18 protein-coding genes are annotated in these 19,204 nt (G+C 76.5%); 10 read left to right on the forward strand and 8 right to left on the reverse strand.

Annotated elements, in window-relative coordinates; translation table 11 throughout:
* Nucleotides 1–21 precede the first annotated feature (21 nt).
* From GGQ55_RS21425 to GGQ55_RS21440, 4 genes are all read right to left on the reverse strand, one after another.
* Nucleotides 22–1,476, reverse strand: coding sequence for a PP2C family protein-serine/threonine phosphatase (locus tag GGQ55_RS21425; RefSeq protein ID WP_179720229.1), 1,455 nt, complete (start codon nucleotides 1,474–1,476; stop codon nucleotides 22–24).
* Nucleotides 1,476–2,204, reverse strand: coding sequence for a GAF domain-containing protein (locus tag GGQ55_RS21430; protein WP_179720231.1), 729 nt, complete (start codon nucleotides 2,202–2,204; stop codon nucleotides 1,476–1,478). Before GGQ55_RS21430 ends, GGQ55_RS21425 begins: the two co-directional genes overlap by 1 nt.
* Nucleotides 2,205–2,285: 81 nt before the next feature.
* Nucleotides 2,286–2,837: a uridine kinase family protein gene (locus GGQ55_RS21435; protein ID WP_366489926.1), complete on the reverse strand. Its 552-nt coding sequence runs from the start codon at nucleotides 2,835–2,837 to the stop codon at nucleotides 2,286–2,288.
* Nucleotides 2,834–3,886 carry an MBL fold metallo-hydrolase gene (locus GGQ55_RS21440; RefSeq protein WP_218859371.1) on the reverse strand — a complete coding sequence of 351 codons (1,053 nt, stop codon included), beginning with the start codon at nucleotides 3,884–3,886 and terminating at the stop codon, nucleotides 2,834–2,836. The genes GGQ55_RS21435 and GGQ55_RS21440 overlap by 4 nt, the downstream gene beginning before the upstream one ends.
* Nucleotides 3,887–3,934: 48 nt before the next feature.
* Between GGQ55_RS21440 and GGQ55_RS21445 the strand changes: the two genes are divergently transcribed.
* From GGQ55_RS21445 to GGQ55_RS21465, 5 genes are all read left to right on the forward strand, one after another.
* Nucleotides 3,935–4,420, forward strand: coding sequence for a PH domain-containing protein (locus GGQ55_RS21445; protein WP_366489928.1), 486 nt, complete (start codon nucleotides 3,935–3,937; stop codon nucleotides 4,418–4,420).
* Between the two features lie 441 nt (nucleotides 4,421–4,861).
* On the forward strand, nucleotides 4,862–5,488 hold the full coding sequence (gene infC, locus GGQ55_RS21450; protein WP_366490359.1) for a translation initiation factor IF-3: 627 nt from the start codon (nucleotides 4,862–4,864) through the stop codon (nucleotides 5,486–5,488).
* A 95-nt stretch (nucleotides 5,489–5,583) separates the two neighbouring features.
* Entirely contained in the window at nucleotides 5,584–5,778 is a 195-nt protein-coding gene (gene rpmI, locus GGQ55_RS21455; RefSeq protein ID WP_179720235.1) for a 50S ribosomal protein L35, read from the forward strand.
* Between the two features lie 33 nt (nucleotides 5,779–5,811).
* The gene (gene rplT / locus GGQ55_RS21460; RefSeq protein WP_179720237.1) at nucleotides 5,812–6,198 is read left to right on the forward strand and encodes a 50S ribosomal protein L20; all 387 of its coding nucleotides are present in this window, start codon (nucleotides 5,812–5,814) and stop codon (nucleotides 6,196–6,198) included.
* 128 nt (nucleotides 6,199–6,326) lie between these two features.
* Nucleotides 6,327–7,079: a TrmH family RNA methyltransferase gene (locus GGQ55_RS21465; protein ID WP_366489931.1), complete on the forward strand. Its 753-nt coding sequence runs from the start codon at nucleotides 6,327–6,329 to the stop codon at nucleotides 7,077–7,079.
* 5 nt (nucleotides 7,080–7,084) lie between these two features.
* Here the strand turns inward: GGQ55_RS21465 and GGQ55_RS21470 are convergent, their stop codons facing one another.
* Complete coding sequence (locus tag GGQ55_RS21470; protein WP_179720239.1) at nucleotides 7,085–7,993, reverse strand: AurF N-oxygenase family protein; 909 nt, start codon at nucleotides 7,991–7,993, stop codon at nucleotides 7,085–7,087.
* 62 nt (nucleotides 7,994–8,055) lie between these two features.
* On the opposite strand from GGQ55_RS21470, the gene GGQ55_RS21475 reads away from it, so the two are divergent.
* The gene (locus GGQ55_RS21475) at nucleotides 8,056–8,712 is read left to right on the forward strand and encodes a TetR/AcrR family transcriptional regulator (RefSeq protein WP_179720241.1); all 657 of its coding nucleotides are present in this window, start codon (nucleotides 8,056–8,058) and stop codon (nucleotides 8,710–8,712) included.
* Nucleotides 8,709–9,002 carry a DUF4873 domain-containing protein gene (locus tag GGQ55_RS21480; protein ID WP_179720242.1) on the forward strand — a complete coding sequence of 98 codons (294 nt, stop codon included), beginning with the start codon at nucleotides 8,709–8,711 and terminating at the stop codon, nucleotides 9,000–9,002. The genes GGQ55_RS21475 and GGQ55_RS21480 overlap by 4 nt, the downstream gene beginning before the upstream one ends.
* Before the next feature lie 8 nt (nucleotides 9,003–9,010).
* Here GGQ55_RS21480 and GGQ55_RS21485 read toward each other — a convergent pair whose 3' ends face one another.
* A complete protein-coding gene (locus GGQ55_RS21485) occupies nucleotides 9,011–10,849 on the reverse strand; it encodes an EAL domain-containing protein (RefSeq protein WP_366489933.1) in 1,839 nt (612 codons plus the stop codon).
* A 64-nt stretch (nucleotides 10,850–10,913) separates the two neighbouring features.
* A complete protein-coding gene (locus tag GGQ55_RS21490) occupies nucleotides 10,914–11,750 on the reverse strand; it encodes an EamA family transporter (RefSeq protein WP_179720246.1) in 837 nt (278 codons plus the stop codon).
* Between the two features lie 67 nt (nucleotides 11,751–11,817).
* Between GGQ55_RS21490 and pheS the strand changes: the two genes are divergently transcribed.
* The 3 genes from pheS to GGQ55_RS21505 are packed head-to-tail and all read left to right on the forward strand — an operon-like array spanning nucleotide 11,818 to nucleotide 16,143.
* Entirely contained in the window at nucleotides 11,818–12,885 is a 1,068-nt protein-coding gene (gene pheS, locus GGQ55_RS21495; RefSeq protein WP_179720248.1) for a phenylalanine--tRNA ligase subunit alpha, read from the forward strand.
* Nucleotides 12,882–15,344, forward strand: coding sequence for a phenylalanine--tRNA ligase subunit beta (gene pheT, locus GGQ55_RS21500; protein WP_179720250.1), 2,463 nt, complete (start codon nucleotides 12,882–12,884; stop codon nucleotides 15,342–15,344). The genes pheS and pheT overlap by 4 nt, the downstream gene beginning before the upstream one ends.
* Nucleotides 15,337–16,143, forward strand: coding sequence for an SDR family oxidoreductase (locus tag GGQ55_RS21505; protein WP_179720252.1), 807 nt, complete (start codon nucleotides 15,337–15,339; stop codon nucleotides 16,141–16,143). The genes pheT and GGQ55_RS21505 overlap by 8 nt, the downstream gene beginning before the upstream one ends.
* On the opposite strand, the gene GGQ55_RS21510 is transcribed toward GGQ55_RS21505, so the two are convergent.
* The gene (locus GGQ55_RS21510; RefSeq protein ID WP_179720254.1) at nucleotides 16,113–19,190 is read right to left on the reverse strand and encodes an ATP-binding protein; all 3,078 of its coding nucleotides are present in this window, start codon (nucleotides 19,188–19,190) and stop codon (nucleotides 16,113–16,115) included. The two genes, GGQ55_RS21505 and GGQ55_RS21510, sit on opposite strands and share 31 nt — an antisense overlap.
* Nucleotides 19,191–19,204: the final 14 nt, after the last annotated feature.

Raw genomic sequence — 19,204 nt, forward strand, 5'->3', positions numbered from 1 at the left:
CGGCCGTGTGTCGGGGCCGTGTCACACGGTGCGGTCGCGGCCCCAGGCGGCCAGCAGGATGCTCGCGTCGTCCTGGAGCACGCCGCGCTGGTGGGCGAGCACCGCCCGGGTCAGCCGGCGCACCGTCTCCGGCGGCGGCTGGTCGGCGGCCGCCGCCCGGCGCAGGTACTCCACCAGGCGGGCCTCGCCGAACTCCCGGCCGGACGGGTCGCGGGCCTCGGTGACCCCGTCGGTGTAGAGCACGAGCCAGTCACCCGGCTGCAGCACCTCCTCACCGACCGCGAGCACCCCCGAGGCCAGTCCGAACGGCGTCCGCCGGCCGCCCTCGAGCGCGCGGACCACCTTGCCGCCGCGCAGCACCAGCGGCGGCGGGTGCCCCGCGCCGACGTAGCGCAGCCGGCCGCTGGCGACGTCCAGCTCGGCGAGGACACCGGTGACGAACGCGCTGCCGGAGAAGTGAGCGGCGACCACGTCGTCCACCGCGCGCGCCTGGTCCTCGAGGCTGCACCCGGCCCGCCGGGCGGCCCGGTAGCCGGCGAGCGCGGCGGCGGCCATCAGCCCGGCGGGCAGCCCGTGGCCCATCGCGTCGAACACCGCCAGCGAGACGGCGTGCTCGGCCAGGGCGTAGTCGAAGGCGTCCCCGCCCACCTCGTAGCAGGGCTCCAGCATCCCGGCCAGCGTGAACGCGCCGGTGGAGGCGGTCAGCGGCGGCAGCTGCTGCCAGATCAGCTCGGCCGAGGCCGACCGGTGCTCGGTGCGGCGCGCCCGCTCCAGCACGTCGCCGTACGGGCCCATCGCGGCGAGCAGGTGCCCCAGCAGCGCGGCCAGCCACGAGCACTGCTCGCGCAGCGCCGGGTCGTAGAGGTCGCCGGCGTTGCGCACGCCGACCTCGAGCACCCCGAGCCGGTCGGTGCCGTCGAGCAGCGGAAGCCACAGCCGCGGCGGGTCGGCCTCCGGCGGGAGCAGCCGCGCGGCCTGGAACACCCGGCCGGGCAGCGTGCCCTCGATCGCCGTGGGGGACGGTTCCGGCCGGCCGGCCGGGGACAGACGGCGCAGCTGGCGCTGGTCGTGGTCGACCAGGTGGACGACGACGTCGACGTCCATGGACCGCCCGGCCCCGGCGGCGAGCGCGGCCAGTCGCTCCGGCGGTGCGGTCCGCGAGGCCTCGAGCAGGTGCACGAGGGCGGCGAGCGGGCCGGTGGCCGGCCGGCGCTGGCGGATCGGGTGGCTGTAGGGCACCCGACGTTGCCAGCGCAGCTCGTCGAGCCGCTCGTTGACCGTGTGCGCCAGGATGTCGCACTCGTGCGGCGGCGCCGGTACCAGCCCGGCGAGGAAGGCCTCGACGTCGAGCAGGTCGAGGTTGCCGCCCAGCGCGAAGTAGCGGGACCACAGCTGCTCGAGGGTCAGGTCGGCGTGCCGGTAGGCCTCGACCAGCACGCTGCGCTGCTGCTCCTCCCCGGCGGACGGTGGGGCCATCACCGCCGCCGGCGGACGGCGGAGCCCGCGACGGTGCGCGCGACCTCCCGCAGCGGCAGGGCGTCCTGGGTGTCCCGCGCCAGCAGCATGCCGAACGCGGCGTCCTCGTCGACGCCGTGCCGGGCCATGAGCACGCCCTTCGCCACGCTCACCAGGTCGCGGTCGCGCACGGCCTGCTGCAGCTCGTCGGAGCGCCGCTGCGCGCGCTCGTAGGACTGCACGTTGGCGACCAGGACGGCGGCCTGCGCGGAGAACAGGCCCATCAGCCGCTCGGCGTGCGCGTCGAACGCGTGCGGCCGGTCGGCGTAGACCTTCATCGCGCCCAGCGCCCGGTCGCCGGCGACCATCGGGGCGCTCAGTGCCGAGCGCAGCCCCAGCGGTCGCGCCTCGGCCGCCCAGAACGGCCAGCGAGGGTCGTCGGACAGGTCGTCGACGCGCACGACCTGCCGCAGCGCCGTCGCGGCCAGGCAGGGACCCTCGTCCCGCTCGTACTGCAGCGCATCGGCGCGCTCGACCCGCGCATCGGTGGCGGCCGAGCTGCGCCGGCCGCGCTCGTCGACGATGGTGACGCCGGCGCCCACCGAGCCGGGCACCGTCTCGACCGCGAGGGACGTGACCAGGCCGAGCGCGGTGGTCACCGTCTCGTGGGACAGCAGCAGGCCGGACATCCGGGCGAAGACGACGGCCAGCTCGTCGGCCAGGGGCAGTGCGGAACCCGTCGGGTCCACGGAACTCCTCGTTCCACCGTCGCACGCGCCCCGTGAGCTCGAGGACGGCGACGTGCGCCCAGGATAGGCGGAGCCGTTCCGCTACCGCGCTTCCTGCGCTGCGCCGTCCACGATCAGCTGCGCCCGTTCGCGGGTGCGGTCGGCGGCGAACCAGCGGGCCTCGGTCCGCTGCCAGGCCCGCCAGTCCGCCTCGTGCTCCTCGCCGTCCCTGGCCAGCCCTCGGGCCAGGCGCAGCTGCGCCGGGGCCTCGACCCAGACCCGCAGCGTCGTCCACGGGTCGAGGGCGGCCGGGCTCGAGCCGCACCCCTCGACGACCAGCACCTCCGGAACCGGCACCGGGGTCGGCTGCGCGGCGAACCGCCGGGCGGCCCAGTCGTAGCGGTGGTACCCGCCGGGCTCGCCGTCGGCGAGCGGCCGCAGCACCCCGGCGGCCAGCCGGGCGGCGGCGCCGGTCAGCGTCCAGCCGGCGTAGAGGTCGTCCATGTGCACCTGCTCGGCGCCCGGCCCGAGGGCGGCGGCCAGCCGGCCGGCGAACGTCGTCTTGCCCGAGCCGGCCGGTCCGTCGACGCAGACCAGCCGGACGGCGCCGAGCCGGGCCGGCGCCGCGCGCAGTCGGTCGACCAGGGCCCTCACCGGACGGCGGCGGTCCAGGTGGGGACGGTGCTCCCGCTGCCGACCACGAGCCCCCGGCTGGCCAGCAGCCGCAGGTGGGCGTCGGTCTCGGTGACGGCGAAGATCCGCATCCGCCGCTCGTACTGGTCCCACGGCCGCGACCAGGTGAGGTGGGCGGCGAGCTCCCACGGCGTGCTGCCCGGGTGCCCCCGCACCGCGGTGAGCAGCTCGGCGAGCCGGTGCTCGTGGTGGGCGGCCAGCTCGTCGGTGCGCGAGGCCAGGCCCCGGAAGCGCCACTCGTGCGCCGGCAGCACCTCGGTCGGCTCGCCCCGGCCGGCGACGGCGGCCAGCGAGGCGAGGTAGGCGCGCAGCGGATCGGCCAGCCCGTTGTGCATCGTCGAGATGTTGGGGCTGATCCGGGGCAGCACGTGGTCGCCGGAGAACAGCAGCCCGGTGCGCTCCTCGGCGAAGCACAGGTGGCCCGGGGTGTGGCCGGGGGTGTGCACGGCGCGCAGCCGCCAGCCGGGCAGGTCGGCGACGTCGCCGTCCTCGAGCAGCCGGTCGGCCAGGGCCATCCGCGAGAAGGGCGCGTGGTGCTCCGGCGGGCCGACGTCGGCGGTCGCCTCGTCGGGGTCGGCGCCGAGCGAGACCAGGAACGCGACCTCGGCGGCGACCGAGGCGGCCGGGTCGCGGTGCACGGGGGAGGCGACGATCCCGGCGTCGGCCGGGTGCATGGCCACCCACGCACCGGAGGCCTCGCGGACCCGGCCGGCCAGGCCGAGGTGGTCGAAGTGCAGGTGGGTCACGAGGACGCCGCGGACGTCGGACACCGAGCCGCCGAGCGCGGCGAGGCCGTCGGAGAGCGCCGTCCACCCCTCGTCGCTGTCCCAGCCAGTGTCGATCAGGCCGAGCCCACCGCCGGGCAGCGCCAGCACGTAGGCGGTGACGTAGCGCAGCCCGCCGTGCGGGATCGGCACCGGGACCGACCAGAGGTCCTCGCGCAGCCGCTCGACGGGTGGGAGGGCGCGCGCCCGCCACGCCTCGTGCTGCGCGGTCCCGGTGATGTCCACGCCCGGCACTCTGCCAGCCCGCACAGCCGCGGCTGGCAGCATGGGGCCGTGCCGTCCGCCGTCACGACCCGCGTGTCCGCCGTCCCGCGCGTCATGCGGCTGGTCTGCGCCGGGCTGGCGGCCGTCGTCCTCGCGGTGATGGTGATCGTGGCGATCTTCCTGAAGTCGTCCTCGACAGGCGTGGTCTCGTTCCACACCTCCGACCAGGTGGCGATGATCGGGCTCGGGGTGCTGCTCGCCGTGGGCATCCTGCTGTTGGCGCGGCCCCGGGTGGACGCCGACGACGCCGGGGTGCGGGTGCGCAACATCCTCGGGTCGCACGCGCTGCCGTGGTCGGCGGTGCGCTCGGTGCGCTTCGAACGCAAGTCCCCGTGGGCCACGTTGCTGCTGGTCACCGGGGAGGAGATCGCCGTCCTCGCGGTCCAGTCCGCCGACGGCGAGCGGGCCGTGGCCGCGACCGAGGGGCTGCGCGCGCTGCTGGCCGCCAACCGGCCGCCGGAGCCGCCCCGCCCACCCCTGCTCTACGACAACTAGGGGCGGGGCCTCAGCGTTCGATCAGGTGACCTGATCGAACGCTGTCCTCCCGCACCAGCGTTGCCGCGGGAGGACAGCCGTTGATCAGGTGACCTGATCGATGCCTGTCCCGGGAGGGGTGGGAATGACCTGCGGGTGCAGGGCGCTGTAGCATGGGCGTGCCTCCCTGCTTCACGAGGCGCGCGAACCACCTGCGACCCACCCGGGTCGTACCAAGAGGAGCCCGCTCCCACCTGGCGCCGACGAGGCGCCCAGGTCCCCGGATCGCGGTACCGGCCCAGCGCCGGGGCCGCGTCGCGCACGGACCCCCGGTCCGTGCCGCACCGGTGCGAGTGGGCCCTGCGAGCGAACTGCTCGCAGGGCCTTCTGTCGTTCCGGCGCCGGTCGGGCAGCGGCCCCTCACCTTGCAGCAGCAGAGGAGAGGCCATCACCGAGCCCCGTATCAACGACCGTATCCGCGTCCCCGAGGTCCGACTGGTCGGACCCGAGGGCGAGCAGGTCGGCATCGTGCCGATCGGCGAGGCGCTGCGCCTGGCCCAGGATTCCGAACTCGACCTGGTCGAGGTCGCGCCCATGGCCCGGCCGCCCGTCGTCAAGCTCATGGACTACGGGAAGTTCAAGTACGAGTCCGCGCAGAAGGCCCGCGAGGCCCGGCGGAACCAGGCGCTCACCGTCATCAAGGAGATGCGGCTGCGTCTGAAGATCGACCCGCACGACTACGAGACCAAGAAGGGCCACGTCGAGCGCTTCCTCAAGAGCGGCGACAAGGTCAAGATCACCGTGATGTTCCGCGGTCGCGAGCAGTCGCGCCCCGAGATGGGGTACCGGCTGCTGCAGCGGCTGGCCGCCGACGTGTCCGAACTGGGCGTCGTCGAGTCCAACCCCAAGCAGGACGGCCGGAACATGGTCATGGTGATCGCCCCGCACCGGAACGCGCAGGTGCAGGCCCAGCAGGCCCAGCACGCCGCGCAGGCCGAGCGCCGTCAGGCCAAGGCCGACCGGTCGGCGGCCGAGCAGCCGGCGGCGCAGGAGCAGCCGGCCGCGGAGGAACAGGCGCCCAGCGCCTGACCTGCCTCCACCGGACGACCGCACCACCGAGGCGGTGACGTGCGGCAGCCCAGCGCTGCCATCCGGCACCGAACGACGAACAGGACGACGAGGACATGCCGAAGCAGAAGACCCACAAGGGCACGGCCAAGCGCGTGAAGGTCACGGGCACGGGCAAGCTCATGCGCGAGCAGGCCAACAACCAGCACAAGTTCGAGTACAAGTCCTCGACCCGCAAGCGCCGGCTCGACCAGGAGCAGGTCGTCTCGCCCGCCGACGCCAAGAGGCTCAAGAAGCTGCTGGGCATCTGACCGCCCTCCCGTAACGATCAGTAAGGAGCTCACGTGGCACGCGTGAAGCGGGCGGTCAACGCCCAGAAGAAGCGCCGGACGACGCTCGAGGCGGCCAGCGGTTACCGCGGTCAGCGTTCGCGGCTGTACCGCAAGGCCAAGGAGCAGGTGCTCCACTCGGCCACCTACGCCTACCGCGACCGCAAGGTCCGCAAGGGCGACTTCCGCAAGCTGTGGATCACCCGGATCAACGCCGCGGCCCGCCAGAACAACATGACCTACAACCGGTTCATGCAGGGCCTGAAGCTGGCCGGCATCGAGCTCGACCGCCGCGTGCTCGCCGAGCTCGCGGTCAACGAGCCCGCTGCCTTCGCCGCGCTGGTCGAGACGGCCCGCGCGGCCGTCGCGGCCGCGCCGGCCGGCGACGCCGCCGCCGCCTGATTCCGGAGGACCCCGTTTCCTCTCGCTCCTCGCAACCCGGTCGGCCCCGTCCAGAGGCTCGCGCCGAACTTGCGAGGCGTGAGGGGGACGGGGTCCTTTCGCTGCTGACCGAGCGCTCGGCCCGGATCGTGGCCGCCCGCAAGCTGACCCGCCGCGCCGGCCGCGACGCCGCCGGCGCCTTCCTCGCGGAGGGCCGCCAGGCGGTGCGCGAGGCGCTGGCCGATCCGGCCTCGGTGCGCGAGGTCTTCGCCACCGAGGCGGCCGCGGCGGCGTCGGCGGACCTGCTCGCCGCGAGCCCGCTGCCGGTCCGGCTGGTCACCGACAAGGCGGCCGCCTCGCTGTCGGAGACGGTGTCGCCGCAGGGCCTGGTCGCCGTCTGCGCGCTGCGCGACGTCCCGGCCGAGCAGGTGCTGGCGACCCCGCCGCGGCTGGCGGTGGCGCTGGCCGAGCTCAACGACCCGGGCAACGCCGGCACGGTGCTGCGGACGGCGGACGCCTGCGGGGCCGGGGCGGTCGTCTTCGGCGCCGGCTCGGCGGATCCCTTCGGCGGCAAGGCGGTGCGGGCGTCGGCCGGCAGCCTGTTCCACCTCGACGTCGTCCGCTCGGCGCCGCTGGAGCCGCTGGTCGGGAAGCTGCAGGCCGCCGGGGTGGCCGTGCTGGCCGCCGACGGCGGGGGAGAGGCGTCGCTGGACGAGCTGGACGACGTCCTGGCCGGGCCGGTGCTGTGGCTGTTCGGCAACGAGGCGCGCGGGGTGCCGCCGGCCCTGGCCGCGGCGGCCGACGCGCGGGTGCGGGTGCCGATGCGCGGCCGGGCGGAGAGCCTCAACCTCGCCGCCGCCGCCGCGATCTGCCTCTACGCCACCCAGCTCGCGCAGCGGTGAGGCGGCTAGAGGAGCTTGGCGCGGCGCCAGAGCAGCTCCGAGGGGCCGCCGATCAGGCCGACCTCGCGCAGGAACCGGGTCAGGCCCGCGGCGGCGTCGCGCAGCTTGGCGGCGTAGTGGTCGTTGGCCCGCGCCGCCGTCTTCGCCTCCGCCGGGTCGAGCCCGACCGAGGCGTAGACGCCCGGCTGGACCAGGTTGTCGGCGACGATCGCGGCCACCGAGGCGACGATCGTGCGGTGCTTGCGCCGCTGCCAGCCCGACAGCTCCGGCGTGCGGCGGGCGACCTCCTCGCGGGCGAAGCGCATGTGCCGCGCCTCCTCGACCACGTGGATCTGGCTGGTCGCGCGGGTCAGCGGTTGCACCCGCTCGTCCTTCATCAGGTCGCGCTGGAAGATGTCGAGGATCTCCTCGGCCACCAGGATCGCCGCGTACGCCGACGGGCCGTCGCCCTTGGCGGCGAAGATCTTCCCGAGCCGCAGGATCGAGGCGGGCGGCTGGTAGGACGGCGCACCGAACGTCTCCGCGGTGCGGGCGAACATGACCGAGTGCCGGCACTCGTCGGCGATCTCGGTGAGCGCCCACTGCACGTGCGGCTGGGCCGGGTCGTCGCCGTAGACGTCGCGCAGCACGAGCTGCATGAGCAGGCACTCGAACCAGATGCCGACGCCGGAGATCGAGCAGTACTCGTGGATGGTCAGCGTGACCCGCTGCTCCTCGGAGAGCGCGTCCCACAGGGGCGTGCGGTACAGCGTCGACCACTCCGGCGACAGGCCGTAGAGCCCGTCCGGGATCGGCGCGCTCCAGTCGATGTCGACGACGGGGTCGTAGGACTTCTTCGCCGCCGAGCCGAGCAGCCGGGTCGAGAGCTCTTGTCGGTCGACGGGCTTCTTCGGGGTAGTGAGGGTGGCGGTCATCGGGCGGTCCTCCGGGACGACGAGCGATGGTGTGACGAAGGGTAGCTGTTACCGTGAAACACATGCAAACCGTGACCGAGACGCCGGGCGTGTCGGGGACCGACGGCCGGCGCTCGCGCTGGACCGAGCACCGCCGCGCCCGTCGCGAGGAGCTGGTCGGCGCCGCCGTCGAGGCCGTCCGCGGCGCCGGCCCCGACTTCGCCGTCGAGGACGTCGCCCGCCAGGCGCAGGTGTCGAAGACGGTCATCTACCGCTACTTCAGCGACAAGGACGAGCTGATCGACGCCGTCCTCGAGCGCATCTCCGGCGCGGTGCTGCTGCCGCGGCTGCTCGGCGAGCTCGCGGTCGACCGGCCGGACGACCGCGACCGGCTGCACGCCGTCATCGCCGCGTTCGTCGCGCTCATCGAGGACGAGCCGGCGCTGTACCGCTTCGCCTACGCCCACGCCGGCCGCTCCGGGCGCAAGGACCTCGTCGCGGCCACCGAGCGGGAGATCGCCGAGGCGCTGGGCCTGCTGGTGGGGGAGCGGCTCGCCGACGCCGGCCGCCCCGCGGCGCCGGCGCTGACCTGGGCCTACGGCGTCGTCGGCATGGTGCAGCTGACCGCGCACTGGTGGTCGGGGACGCGCAGCGTGCCCGCCGCCGACCTCGTCGAGCAGCTCACCGACCTCGCCTGGGGCGGGCTGGGCACCCTCCTGCCGCCGCGGAGGAACGCGTGAACGACGCGCCGGAGGGCTACGAGGGCGAGGTCACGGTCGCCGTCGAGGGGGAGCAGCCGCGGACGGCGCACGCCGCCCTGGCCGCGCGGTTCGACCCGCTGGCCGGCCACGTCGTGTGGAGCGGCCGGGTCGCCGCCGGGTACGCCCCGCGCGCGGTGCTGGTGCTCACCACGCCGCACGGCAGCGCCCGCGCCGAGGCCACCGAGCGCGACGCCTGGGGCAACACCCGGGTGGTCGGCCTGGACCGGCCGCCGTTCCCGGTCGAGCTCCTGGACGCAGCCGAAGACTGAACGCCCGCTCAGCCCGGGGTGCGCTCGTGGCGGTTGAGCGAGGCGGCGCGCAGCAGGTCGTCGGCCTCCGGTCCGTCCTCCGGGAACACCGCCAGGCCGAGCCGGGCGCCGACGGGGACGTCGGTGCCCTCCAGCAGCACCGGCCGGCGCACCGTCTCCAGCAGCTCGCTGCCGATCCGCAGTGCCTGCGCCCGGGCGACGTCGGGCCGCAGGTCGCGCAGCGCGACGAGGAACTCGTGCCCGCCGATCCGGGCCAGCAGGTCCTTGCGGCGCAGTGCACCGCGGAGCCGGTCGGCCACCGCGCGCAGCAGCTCGTCGCCGGCGTCGTGGCCCCACATGCCGGTCGCGGTCAGCACGCCGTCCACGTCGAGGACCAGCAGCGCCAGCCCGTCGTCCCCGGCGCGGGCCGACCACACCGCCGTCTCCAGCTCCTCGGCGATCCGCTGGCGCCCGGGCAGGCCGGTCACCGGGTCGGTGCCCACGAGCTCCTCCAGCCGGGCGAGGTAGCCGCGGCTGCGGTCGCGCTCGGCGCGGAGCTCCTGCTCGGCGGCCAGGGCCCGCTCCAGCACCGGGTCGCGCACGGGGACGGGGGCCGGCAGCGTCGGCCGGGGTCCGCCGACGGCCGGCGCCACCCGCGAGAGCAGCGCCGCGGCGGCACGGACGACGGTGTCGCGGTCGTAGGTGAGCGCGTACTCGAAGGTGCGCTCGAGGTCGGGCCCGTCGTCGGACAGGTCGCGGGCGAGCAGCGCCGCGGCGAAGTGCGGACCCAGGACGACGACGTCCCACTCACCGAGCACCGGGTCGTCGGCGTCGAGCGCGGCTCCGCGCACGCCGGGCAGCGGCTCGGCCGGCAGGTCCGCGCCGAGCGCGCAGACGAAGCCGGCCCGGTCGACCAGCTCGCGGTAGCGGCGGCCGGTCGCGACCGTGAAGTGCCGCGCCTCCTGGAACGCGGCGGCGACCACGCAGGTCTCGCCCAGCCGTGCAGCCTCCCGCTCGAGCTGCTTGGACAGCTCGATGAGCAGCGCCTTGGGCGAGCGCCGCAGCGGGACGCCGGGCGGCAGGCAGGCGAACGGGGAGCGGCCGTCCGGCTCCTCCGCGGCCGGCGCGGGCAGGGGCAGCGCGGCCACCGGCCGGTCGGCGACGGGCCCGGCGGCCGGGCGGCCGAACAGCCAGCCCTGCCCGAGGGTCGCGCCGAGCGCGCGGGCGGTGACCAGGTGCTGCTCGGTCTCGATCCCCTCGGCGAGCACCAGCGCTCCGGTGCGCTCGGCGTGGGCGTTGACCGCGTTCATGATCTCGGCGATCGCGGGGCCGGGGCGCTCCTGCACCAGCCGCAGGTCGAGCTTGACCACGTCCGGGCGCAGCAGCGGCAGGAACGCCAGCGACAGCGACTCGGCGCCGACGTCGTCCACGGCGATGCCCCAGCCGACGCTGCGCACCCGCTCCACCGTCCGAAGAAGCTCGGCCGGGCGGGCCGCCAGCGCGCGCTCGGTGATCTCCAGGACGATCCGCAGCTGCCCCGGCGCCTGCTCGGCGATCGCCAGCAGCTCGGCCAGGGGAGCGGTGTCGAGCACCGCGGGCTCGACGTTGACGAACACCGTCAGCGGGGCGACCAGCGCGGCGCCGACCGCGCCGCGGAAGGCCGCGGTGCGGCAGGCGGCGTCCAGCTCGGCGAGCCGGCCGGCCGCACGGGCGGCGGCGAACAGCGCGTCCGGCCGCTCCAGCGGACCCTCCGGGCCGCGGGCCAGCGCCTCGTAGGCGACGACGGCCCCGCTGTCGAGGTCGACGATCGGCTGGAAGACGCTGCGGACGCCCCCGGGAGCGAGGGCGGCGGCGAGGGCGAGGTCCACGTGCAAGGCATCGGCCGCTCCGGCCGCGCCGGCACCCGAGCGGGGCCTGGCTGACCCGTTCGGGTCACACCGTGATGAGGACGACGGCGAGCACCGCCGCGCCGAGCCCGGCCAGCTGCGCCGGCACCAGCCGCTCCCGCAGCACCACCTGGGCCAGGACGACGGTGCTCACCGGGTACAGCGACGCCAGGACGCCGACGACCGCCAGCTGTCCCGGTAGCTGCGTGGCCACCAGGTAGAGCACGTTCGCGGCGATGTCGAGCACCCCGCTGAGCAGCACGAGCGGCAGGGCGGCGCGCGGCAGCCGCGGTGGGCTCCGCCGGGCGACGGCGACCAGCAGCAGCAGGACGACGGCGGTGACCCGCTCGGCGATCAGCGGGCTCAGCCCCGCGTCCGACGAGACCTGGGCGAGCAGGGCGAAGAACAACCCGAACCCGACGCCGGCCGCCAAGGGCAGGCCCAACCCGGCAGGGCGCACCCGCCCCAGCGACGCCAGCCCGGCGTCGGCGGAGACGAGGACGACGGCGACCAGCGCCAGCGCGATGCCGACCGCGGCCGGTACGCCGAGCCGGTCGCCGAGCGCGAGTCCCACGAGGACCGGCACCGCGGCGGCGCAGAGCGCCGTGACCGGCGCGACGACGCTCATCACGCCGTCGGCGAGCGCCCGGTAGAACAGCACCAGCCCGAGGGTCCCGGCAGCACCGGCCGCCGCGGCCCAGGCGAGGTCGGCGACCGACGCCGGTCCGCCCAGCCAGGGCAGCAGCGCGAGCAGGAGGACCAGCCCGACGCTCTGGGCGCCGGCCACCGCCGACTGCGCGTTCGCCCGCCGGGTGGCCAGGCCGCCGCAGAAGTCGGCGCTGCCGTAGACCAGCGCCGAGGCCAGAGCCAGGAGCGCCGCCACCCGCCCAGCATGCCGGACCGGAAACCCGGCGGCGGGCGGGGGACGGCGCCGGGCAGAATGGCCTCCCGTGTCCGGCGCGAACGATCCCTACGACCCGAAGCAGGTGGCCGCCCTGTCCGCGGACTCCCTCGACGCCGCGGTCGACGCCGCGGTCAAGGCCTTCGCGGGGGCCGGTGATCTGGAGGCGCTGGCCGCCGTCCGGCCCGCCCACCTCGGCGACCGCGCCCCGGTGCTGCTGGCCCGCCGCGAGCTCGGCGCGCTGCCGCCCGCGGCCCGCGCCGATGCCGGCAAGCGGGTCAACGCCGCGCGCACCGCGGTCACCGAGGCCTACGAGCAGCGGCGGGCCGACCTGGAGGCCGAGCGCGACGAGCGCGTGCTGGCCGAGGAACGGGTCGACGTCACGCTGCCCTGGAACCGCGCCCCGCGCGGCGCCCGGCACCCGCTGACCACGCTCACCGACCGGATCGCCGACATCTTCGTCGGCATGGGCTACGAGGTCGCCGAGGGCCCCGAGCTCGAGGCGGAGTGGCTGAACTTCGACGCGCTCAACATCGGCCGCGACCACCCGGCACGCACGATGATGGACACCTTCTTCGTCGCGCCGGAGGACTCCGGCCTGGTGCTGCGCACGCACACCAGCCCGGTGCAGGCGCGCACGATGCTCGAGCGCACGCCGCCGATCTACGTGATCGCGCCCGGCCGGGTCTACCGGACCGACGAGCTCGACGCGACGCACACCCCGGTGTTCCACCAGGTCGAGGGCCTGGCCGTCGACCGCGGCCTGACCATGGCGCACCTGCGCGGCACGCTCGACCACCTCGCGCGGTCGCTGTTCGGCGCCGACGCGGTCACCCGGTGGCGGCCGTCGTACTTCCCGTTCACCGAGCCGTCGGCCGAGTTCGACGTCTGGTTCCCCGAGCACCGCGACGGCCCGCGCTGGGTCGAGTGGGGCGGCTGCGGGATGGTCAACCCGCGGGTGCTCATCGCCTGCGGCATCGACCCGGAGGAGTACTCCGGCTTCGCGTTCGGCATGGGCATCGAGCGCGCCCTGCAGTTCCGCTCGGGTGTGGGGGACATGCGCGACATCGTCGAGGGCGATGTCCGGTTCACGAGGTCTTTCGGGGTGGAGCAGTGAGGGTTCCCGTCGCCTGGCTGGCGGAGTACGTCGACATCCCCGCGGGGACGACGGTCGAGGAGCTCGACACCGCGTTCGTCCGCCTGGGCCTCGAGGTCGAGGAGATCCACCGGCCCGAGCAGGTCACCGGCCCGCTCGTGGTCGGCCGGGTGCTGGAGATCGAGGAGCTGACCGGCTTCAAGAAGCCGATCCGCTACTGCCGGGTCGACGTCGGCGAGGCAGAACCGCGCGGCATCGTCTGCGGCGCGCGGAACTTCGCCGTCGGCGACGCCGTGGTGGTCGCGCTGCCCGGCGCGGTGCTGCCCGGCGGGTTCGAGATCGCCGCTCGGACGACCTACGACCGGATCTCCGACGGGATGATCTGCTCGGTCCGCGAGCTCGGGATCGGCGAGGACCACACCGGCATCCTGGTGCTGGGGGACGACGCCCCGGAGCCGGGCACACCCGCCGGCTCGCTGGTCGGGCTGGACGACGTCGTCATCGAGCTGGCGATCACCCCCGACCGCGGCTACTGCCTGGCCATGCGCGGCCTGGCGCGGGAGATGGGCACCGGCCTGGCCGTCGACTGGCGCGACCCGGGCGCGCTTCCCCCGCCGGCGTGGTCCGGCGAGCCCGCGTGGCGGGTCGAGGTCGCCGACCCCGAGCGCTGCGACCGGTTCTCGATGATCGCGCTCGAGGGCCTCGACCCGACCGCGCCGACCCCGTGGTGGATCCGCCGCAGGCTGGCCCAGTCCGCCGTCCGGTCGATCTCGCTGGCCGTCGACGTCACCAACTACGTGATGCTCGAGCTCGGCCAGCCGATGCACGCCTTCGACCGGGACGCCGTCCGGGGCCCGATCGTCGTGCGGCTGGCCGGCGAGGGCGAGAAGCTGACCACCCTCGACGGCGTCCAGCGCGTGCTGTCGACCGACGACCTGCTCATCACCGACGACAGCGGGCCGATCGGCCTGGCCGCGGTCATGGGCGGCGCGTCCACCGAGATCGGCGACGGCACCACCAACGTGCTGCTGGAGGCGGCGCACTGGGAGCCGACCGGCGTGGCCCGCACCGCGCGCCGGCACCGGCTGCCCAGCGAGGCGGCCAAGCGGTTCGAGCGCGGTGTCGACCCGGAGATGACCGTGGCCGCGCTGGCCCGCGCGGCCGCGCTGCTGACGCGGTACGGCGGCGCCCGCGTGGTCGGCGCCCCGGTCGACGTCGACACCCGGACCCCGCGCACGCCGATCCGGCTCGACCCCGCGCTGCCCGCGCGGGTGGCCGGGATCGACTACGACCCGCGGCAGGTCGTCGAGCTGCTCGACGCGGTCGGCTGCGTCATGACCGCCGACGGCGAGGTGCTCGACGTCGTTCCGCCGTCGTGGCGGCCCGACCTGACCGACCCGGCCGACCTGGCCGAGGAGGTCGTCCGGCTGGCCGGCTACGACGAGGTGCCCTCGGTGCTGCCGACCGCCCCGCCGGGGCGCGGGCTCACCGACCGGCAGCGCCGGCGGCGCAGCATCGGCCGCACCCTGGCCGAGGCCGGGTACGTGGAGGCGCCGTCCTACCCGTTCGTCGGGACGGCGGCGCTCGACGCCCTCGGCCTGCCCGCGGACGACCCGCGCCGGCAGGTGGTGATCGTGCGCAACCCGCTCTCGGAGGAGGAGCCGGCCCTGCGCACCACGCTGGTGCCCGGCCTGCTCGCGACCCTGGCCCGCAACCTGGCCCGCGGCCAGCGCGACGTCGCGCTCTTCGAGCACGGGGCGGTGTTCCCCGGCGGCGTGCGCACGCCGGCGCCGGTGCCCGGGGTCGACCGCCGTCCGGACGACGCGACCCTCGCCGCCCTGCTCGGCGCCGTGCCCGACCAGCCGTGGCACGTCGGCGTCGCGCTGGCCGGCCACCGTGAGCCGCGCGGCTGGTGGGGTCCCGGACGGCCCGCGATCTGGGCCGACGCGATCGAGGCCGCCCGCCTCGTGGCCGCGACCGCCGGGGTCGAGCTGACGGTGCGGGCCGGGGAGCGCGCGCCGTGGCACCCGGGCCGTTGCGCCGAGCTGCTGGTCGGCGACCGCGTCGTCGGGCACGCCGGCGAGCTGCACCCGCGGGTGTGCGCCGCGCTGGACCTGCCGGCCCGCACGTCGGTGATGGAGCTCGACGTCGACGCGCTGCCGGCCGCCGAGGTGCCGGTCGGCCCGCACGTGTCGACCTTCCCGCCGGTGCTGATCGACCTCGCGCTGGTCGTGGACGGCGACGTCCCGGCCGCCGACGTGGAGGCCGCTCTGCGCGCCGGGGCCGGGGAGCTGCTGGAGGACCTGCGGCTCTTCGACGTCTACACCGGTTCCTCCATCGCGGCCGGCCGGAAGTCGCTGGCCTACGCGCTCACGCTGCGGGCGCCGGACCGGACGCTGACCAGCGAGGAGGCGACGGCGGTGCGCGACGCGGCCGCCGCCGCGGCGGCCGAGCGGACGGGAGCCACGGCACGTGCCTGAGCCGAACGGGGTCGCGCTGGTCACGGGTGCCTCCACGGGGATCGGGCGGCACCTGGCCGAGGGCCTGGCCCGCCGGGGCATGGCCGTGGCCGGGCTGGCTCGCGGCGAGGACCGGCTGCGCACCGAGATGGACGTGATCGCCGACTCCACGGGCGCGCGGACGCTCGCCGTCGCCGCCGACGTCACCGACCGCGAGGCGGTCGAGGACGCCGTCGGGCGGGTGCTCGGCGAGTTCGGCCGGATCGACCTGCTGGTCAACAACGCCGGGCAGATGGACGCCGAGGAGGTCCCGGTCTGGCAGGCCGACCCCGACGAGTGGTGGGCGGTCGTCACCAGCCACATCCGCGGCGGTCTGCTGCCGGCCCGGGCCGTCGTCCCGGGGATGGTGGAGCGCGGCAGCGGCCGGGTGGTCGACCTCGCCAGCGGGCTGTCCACCCGCGGCGGGCGGCTGTACTCGGCGTACTCGGTCGGCAAGACCGGCCTCATGCGGCTCACCGAGGTCCTCGCCGCCGGCCTGGAGGGCACCGGGGTGCACGTCTTCGACCTCGCGCCCGGGGTCGTGAGGACGTCGATGTCGACCTCGATGTCGCTGCACGAGAACCGCACCGAGTGGACCGACCCCGAGCAGGTGGTGGCCTTCGTCGCCGCGATCGCCGCGGGCGAGCTGGACCAGTGGTCGGGGCGCTTCCTGCACGCGGGGATGGACGAGCTCGACCGGTTGCGGACGACGCAGCCCGACGCCACCCAGCGGCAGCTGCGGCTGCAGCCCTACGCGGACGGCGACCCGGCGGCCGGCTGAGGTTCCGGCGCGTAGCTGCACGCCGTCCCGGTGGTGACCGTGGCGCGCAGGTGCGCGCCCAGCTCCGGGTGGACCTCCTCGATGCGCCGCAGCGCGTCCCGGATCCGCGCGGTGACCGTCTTGCGGGCCCGCTCGCCGCGGTCGCCCAGGCGACGCGTGCGCCCGCCGAGCCCGGCCGCCGCGGCCAGCTCGTGCACGAGGGCCTGCCGCTCGGCGGTGGCCCTCTCCGCGCGCGCCGGGTCGTGCCGGTCCTCCGCCTCCTCGATCTCGGCGTCCAGCTCGGCCAGCCGGGCCCGGTAGGCCGCGCGCGCCCGGTCGTCGAGCACCGGGTCGGCGCCGCCGGCCTCCTCGCCGCCGAGCAGCCGCAGCGCGGGAACGTCGGTACCGGGCTCGGCGAGCAGGACCGTCAGGTCGCGGATGCCCTTCGCGTCGGGCAGGTGCACGGTCCGCCCCCGGTAGGACAGCTCCCAGGACGCCCCGTCGAAGCGGAACACCGGCACGTCGGTGCGGTCCGAAGGCAGCCCGGCGAGCGCTTCCGTGCAGCGCTGCGCCCACGCCGGTGCCCCCAGCCGGTCGTAGGCCGTGCGGGCCGACGTCAGGAACCGGGCGGCGTCGTCGTCCCGGCCGAGGGCGGCGGACAGCGCCCCCAGGTGGTGGTCGACGGCGCCCCAGTACGACGCGCAGCCGCCGACCACGACGTGCAGGCCCGAGTAGGGGAGCAGCCGGGCGAGGACCCGTTCGCGCTGGTCGGCCGACCCCGCCGGCGCGACGACGGCGGCCAGGAGGGCCAGGGGCTCCAGGTCGTGCATCACCGGCAGGTCGTCGACGGCGAAACCGGTCAGCTCCTGCCGGGCCCGGTCGGTCTCCCCCCGAGCGAGCTGCGCGACGGCACGGAGCACGGGCGCGTGGGCGGGGCTCGGCGCCCCCGCGGCGAACTCGGCGGGGGAGGTGCGGCCCGCCGCCGGCGAGCCCAGCACCAGGAGCGAGCCGCGCAGCGTGCCCTGGACGCCGGCCGCGTCGGCCTCGCCGATGGCCCGGCCCCGCTCGAACGCCTCGCCGGCGATCCGATCGGCCTCGGCGGCCTCCCCGGCGATCGCCGCGAGCGTGGCCCTGCGGGTCATGGCCTCGTAGCGGCCGCGCGCGGTGCCGGACGCCGCCACGAGCTCGACGTAGGTGGCCAGCTCGGCGCGGCCCCGCGGATCGCCGGACTCGAGCAGCGCCGCGGCCCGCAGCTGGTGGACCAGCGCCAGCAGGTCGGCGTCGGCGGCCGCGGCGCCCCGCATCCGGTCGAGCACGGCCAGCCGGGCCGGCCCCGAGCCCGACTGCCAGAGCGCGTCGTGCAGGGCCAGCAGGGCGCGGGCCAGCGTCGAGGGCTCGCCGACGGCGCGGGCGACGGCGACCGCCTCCTCGGCGGCGGCGACGAGGTGCTCCTGCCCCGTGCCGCCGAACTGGTGCCGCGTCGACCGGACGAGGGCGGTGAGGACGAGCGCGCGCAGCTCCGAGGGCTCCGGCGGCAGCCCGACGGCGGCCTCGCGCAGCAGCGCCGCGGTCGCGGTCGCCTCCGGGCCCGCGCCACGCGCGCCGAGCCCGTGCAGGGCGACCGCGGCCCGGGCCAGGCCTTCGACGTCGCCGCGGCGGCGGGACAGCTCGGCGGCCCGGGAGAGGTCCTCCCGTGCCCCCGCCGCGTCGCCCGCGCGGTTGCGCGCGTCGGCCAGGCCGAGCAGCAGGTCCAGCCGCTCGGCGGGGTCGCCGCCGGGCAGCCGGTCCGCCGCGGCGAGGGCGCGCAGGTAGTGCCGGCGGGCCTCCTCGTAGCCCAGCCGGGCCATCGCCGCGGTCGCGGCGGCGGCCGAGAACCGCACCGCGTCGGCGGCGGCCTCGGCGGTGCCGGCGGCCAGCAGGTGGTCGGCCACCTCCGCGGGGTGCACCTCGCCTCCGGCCTCGGCGACCGCCTGCAGCGCCCGGCCGATCGCCAGGTGCAGGTCGCGGCGGGCGGCGGGGACCAGACCGGCGAGGATCGTCTCGCGGTACAGGTCGTGGCTGAACCGGTGCCGGCCCGACGGCTCGGCCGGCCCCAGCAGGACCCGGGCCGCGACCGCCTCGGCGAGCAGGTCGGCCAGCGGCGGCCGCTCGGCGCCGGCGGGCACGACGCGCACCAGCACCTCCTGGCGGAGCTCCGGGCCGGCCACCGCGGCCGCGGTGAGCGCCTCGGCGCACGGCGAGGACAGCCGCGCGAGGCGTCGCTCGAGGGTGTCCCGGACGGCGTCGGGCACGGCCGCGTCCAGGCCGGGGGTCCCGTCGTCGGGCCCCCACCCACCCTGGGCGAGCAGCAGCCGGGTGAGCTCGCGGACGAGGAACGGGTTGCCGCCGGTGCGCTGCCACACCTCGGTGACCACGCGCGAGGGTGGGCCGGGCGTCCCGACGGCGCTCATCAGGGCGGCCACCTCCGGCCGGGTCAGGCCGAGCAGGGGGAGGTGCTGCGCGCCGGCGGTGACGGCCCGGACCGCCGGGCCGGCCTCCGCGTCGCGGTAGGCGCCGAGCAGGAGCACCGGGGCCGCGCCGAGCCGGCGGACGAGGAAGCCGAGCAGCTGCAGCGAGGGCTCGTCGGCCCACTGCAGGTCGTCGAGGACGACGACGACCGGTGCCTGGGCGGCCAGGCGCGCCAGGGTCTCGCCGACGGCGTCGAGCAGCCGGAAGCGGGCCTCGGCCGGGTCCGGCGACGCCTCGCCGGCGTCGCTCGCGGGATCGGCCGGCAGCAGGCGGGCGGCGGCCCCGAGGTCCGCGCTGGTGAGCCGCCCCGGCTCCAGGGCGGAGCGCAGCACCTGGGTCCACAGCCAGTACGCGGGGGCGGCGCCGTCCCAGCAGGACCCGTGCAGCACGCGCGCGCCGCGGGCCGCCGCCTCCGACGACAGGACCGCCAGCAGCGCGGACTTGCCGATGCCGGGTTCGCCGCTGACCAGCAGCAGCTGCCCGGCACCGGCCAGCGACTCCTCGAGCGCCGCGCGGGCAGCGGCCAGGACCGGCCCGCGCCCGACGAGCGTGGCGGGCACGCCGATCATCCTGG

It is taken from the genome of Petropleomorpha daqingensis, from assembly GCF_013408985.1.
Classification (GTDB): Bacteria; Actinomycetota; Actinomycetes; order Mycobacteriales; family Geodermatophilaceae; genus Petropleomorpha; species Petropleomorpha daqingensis.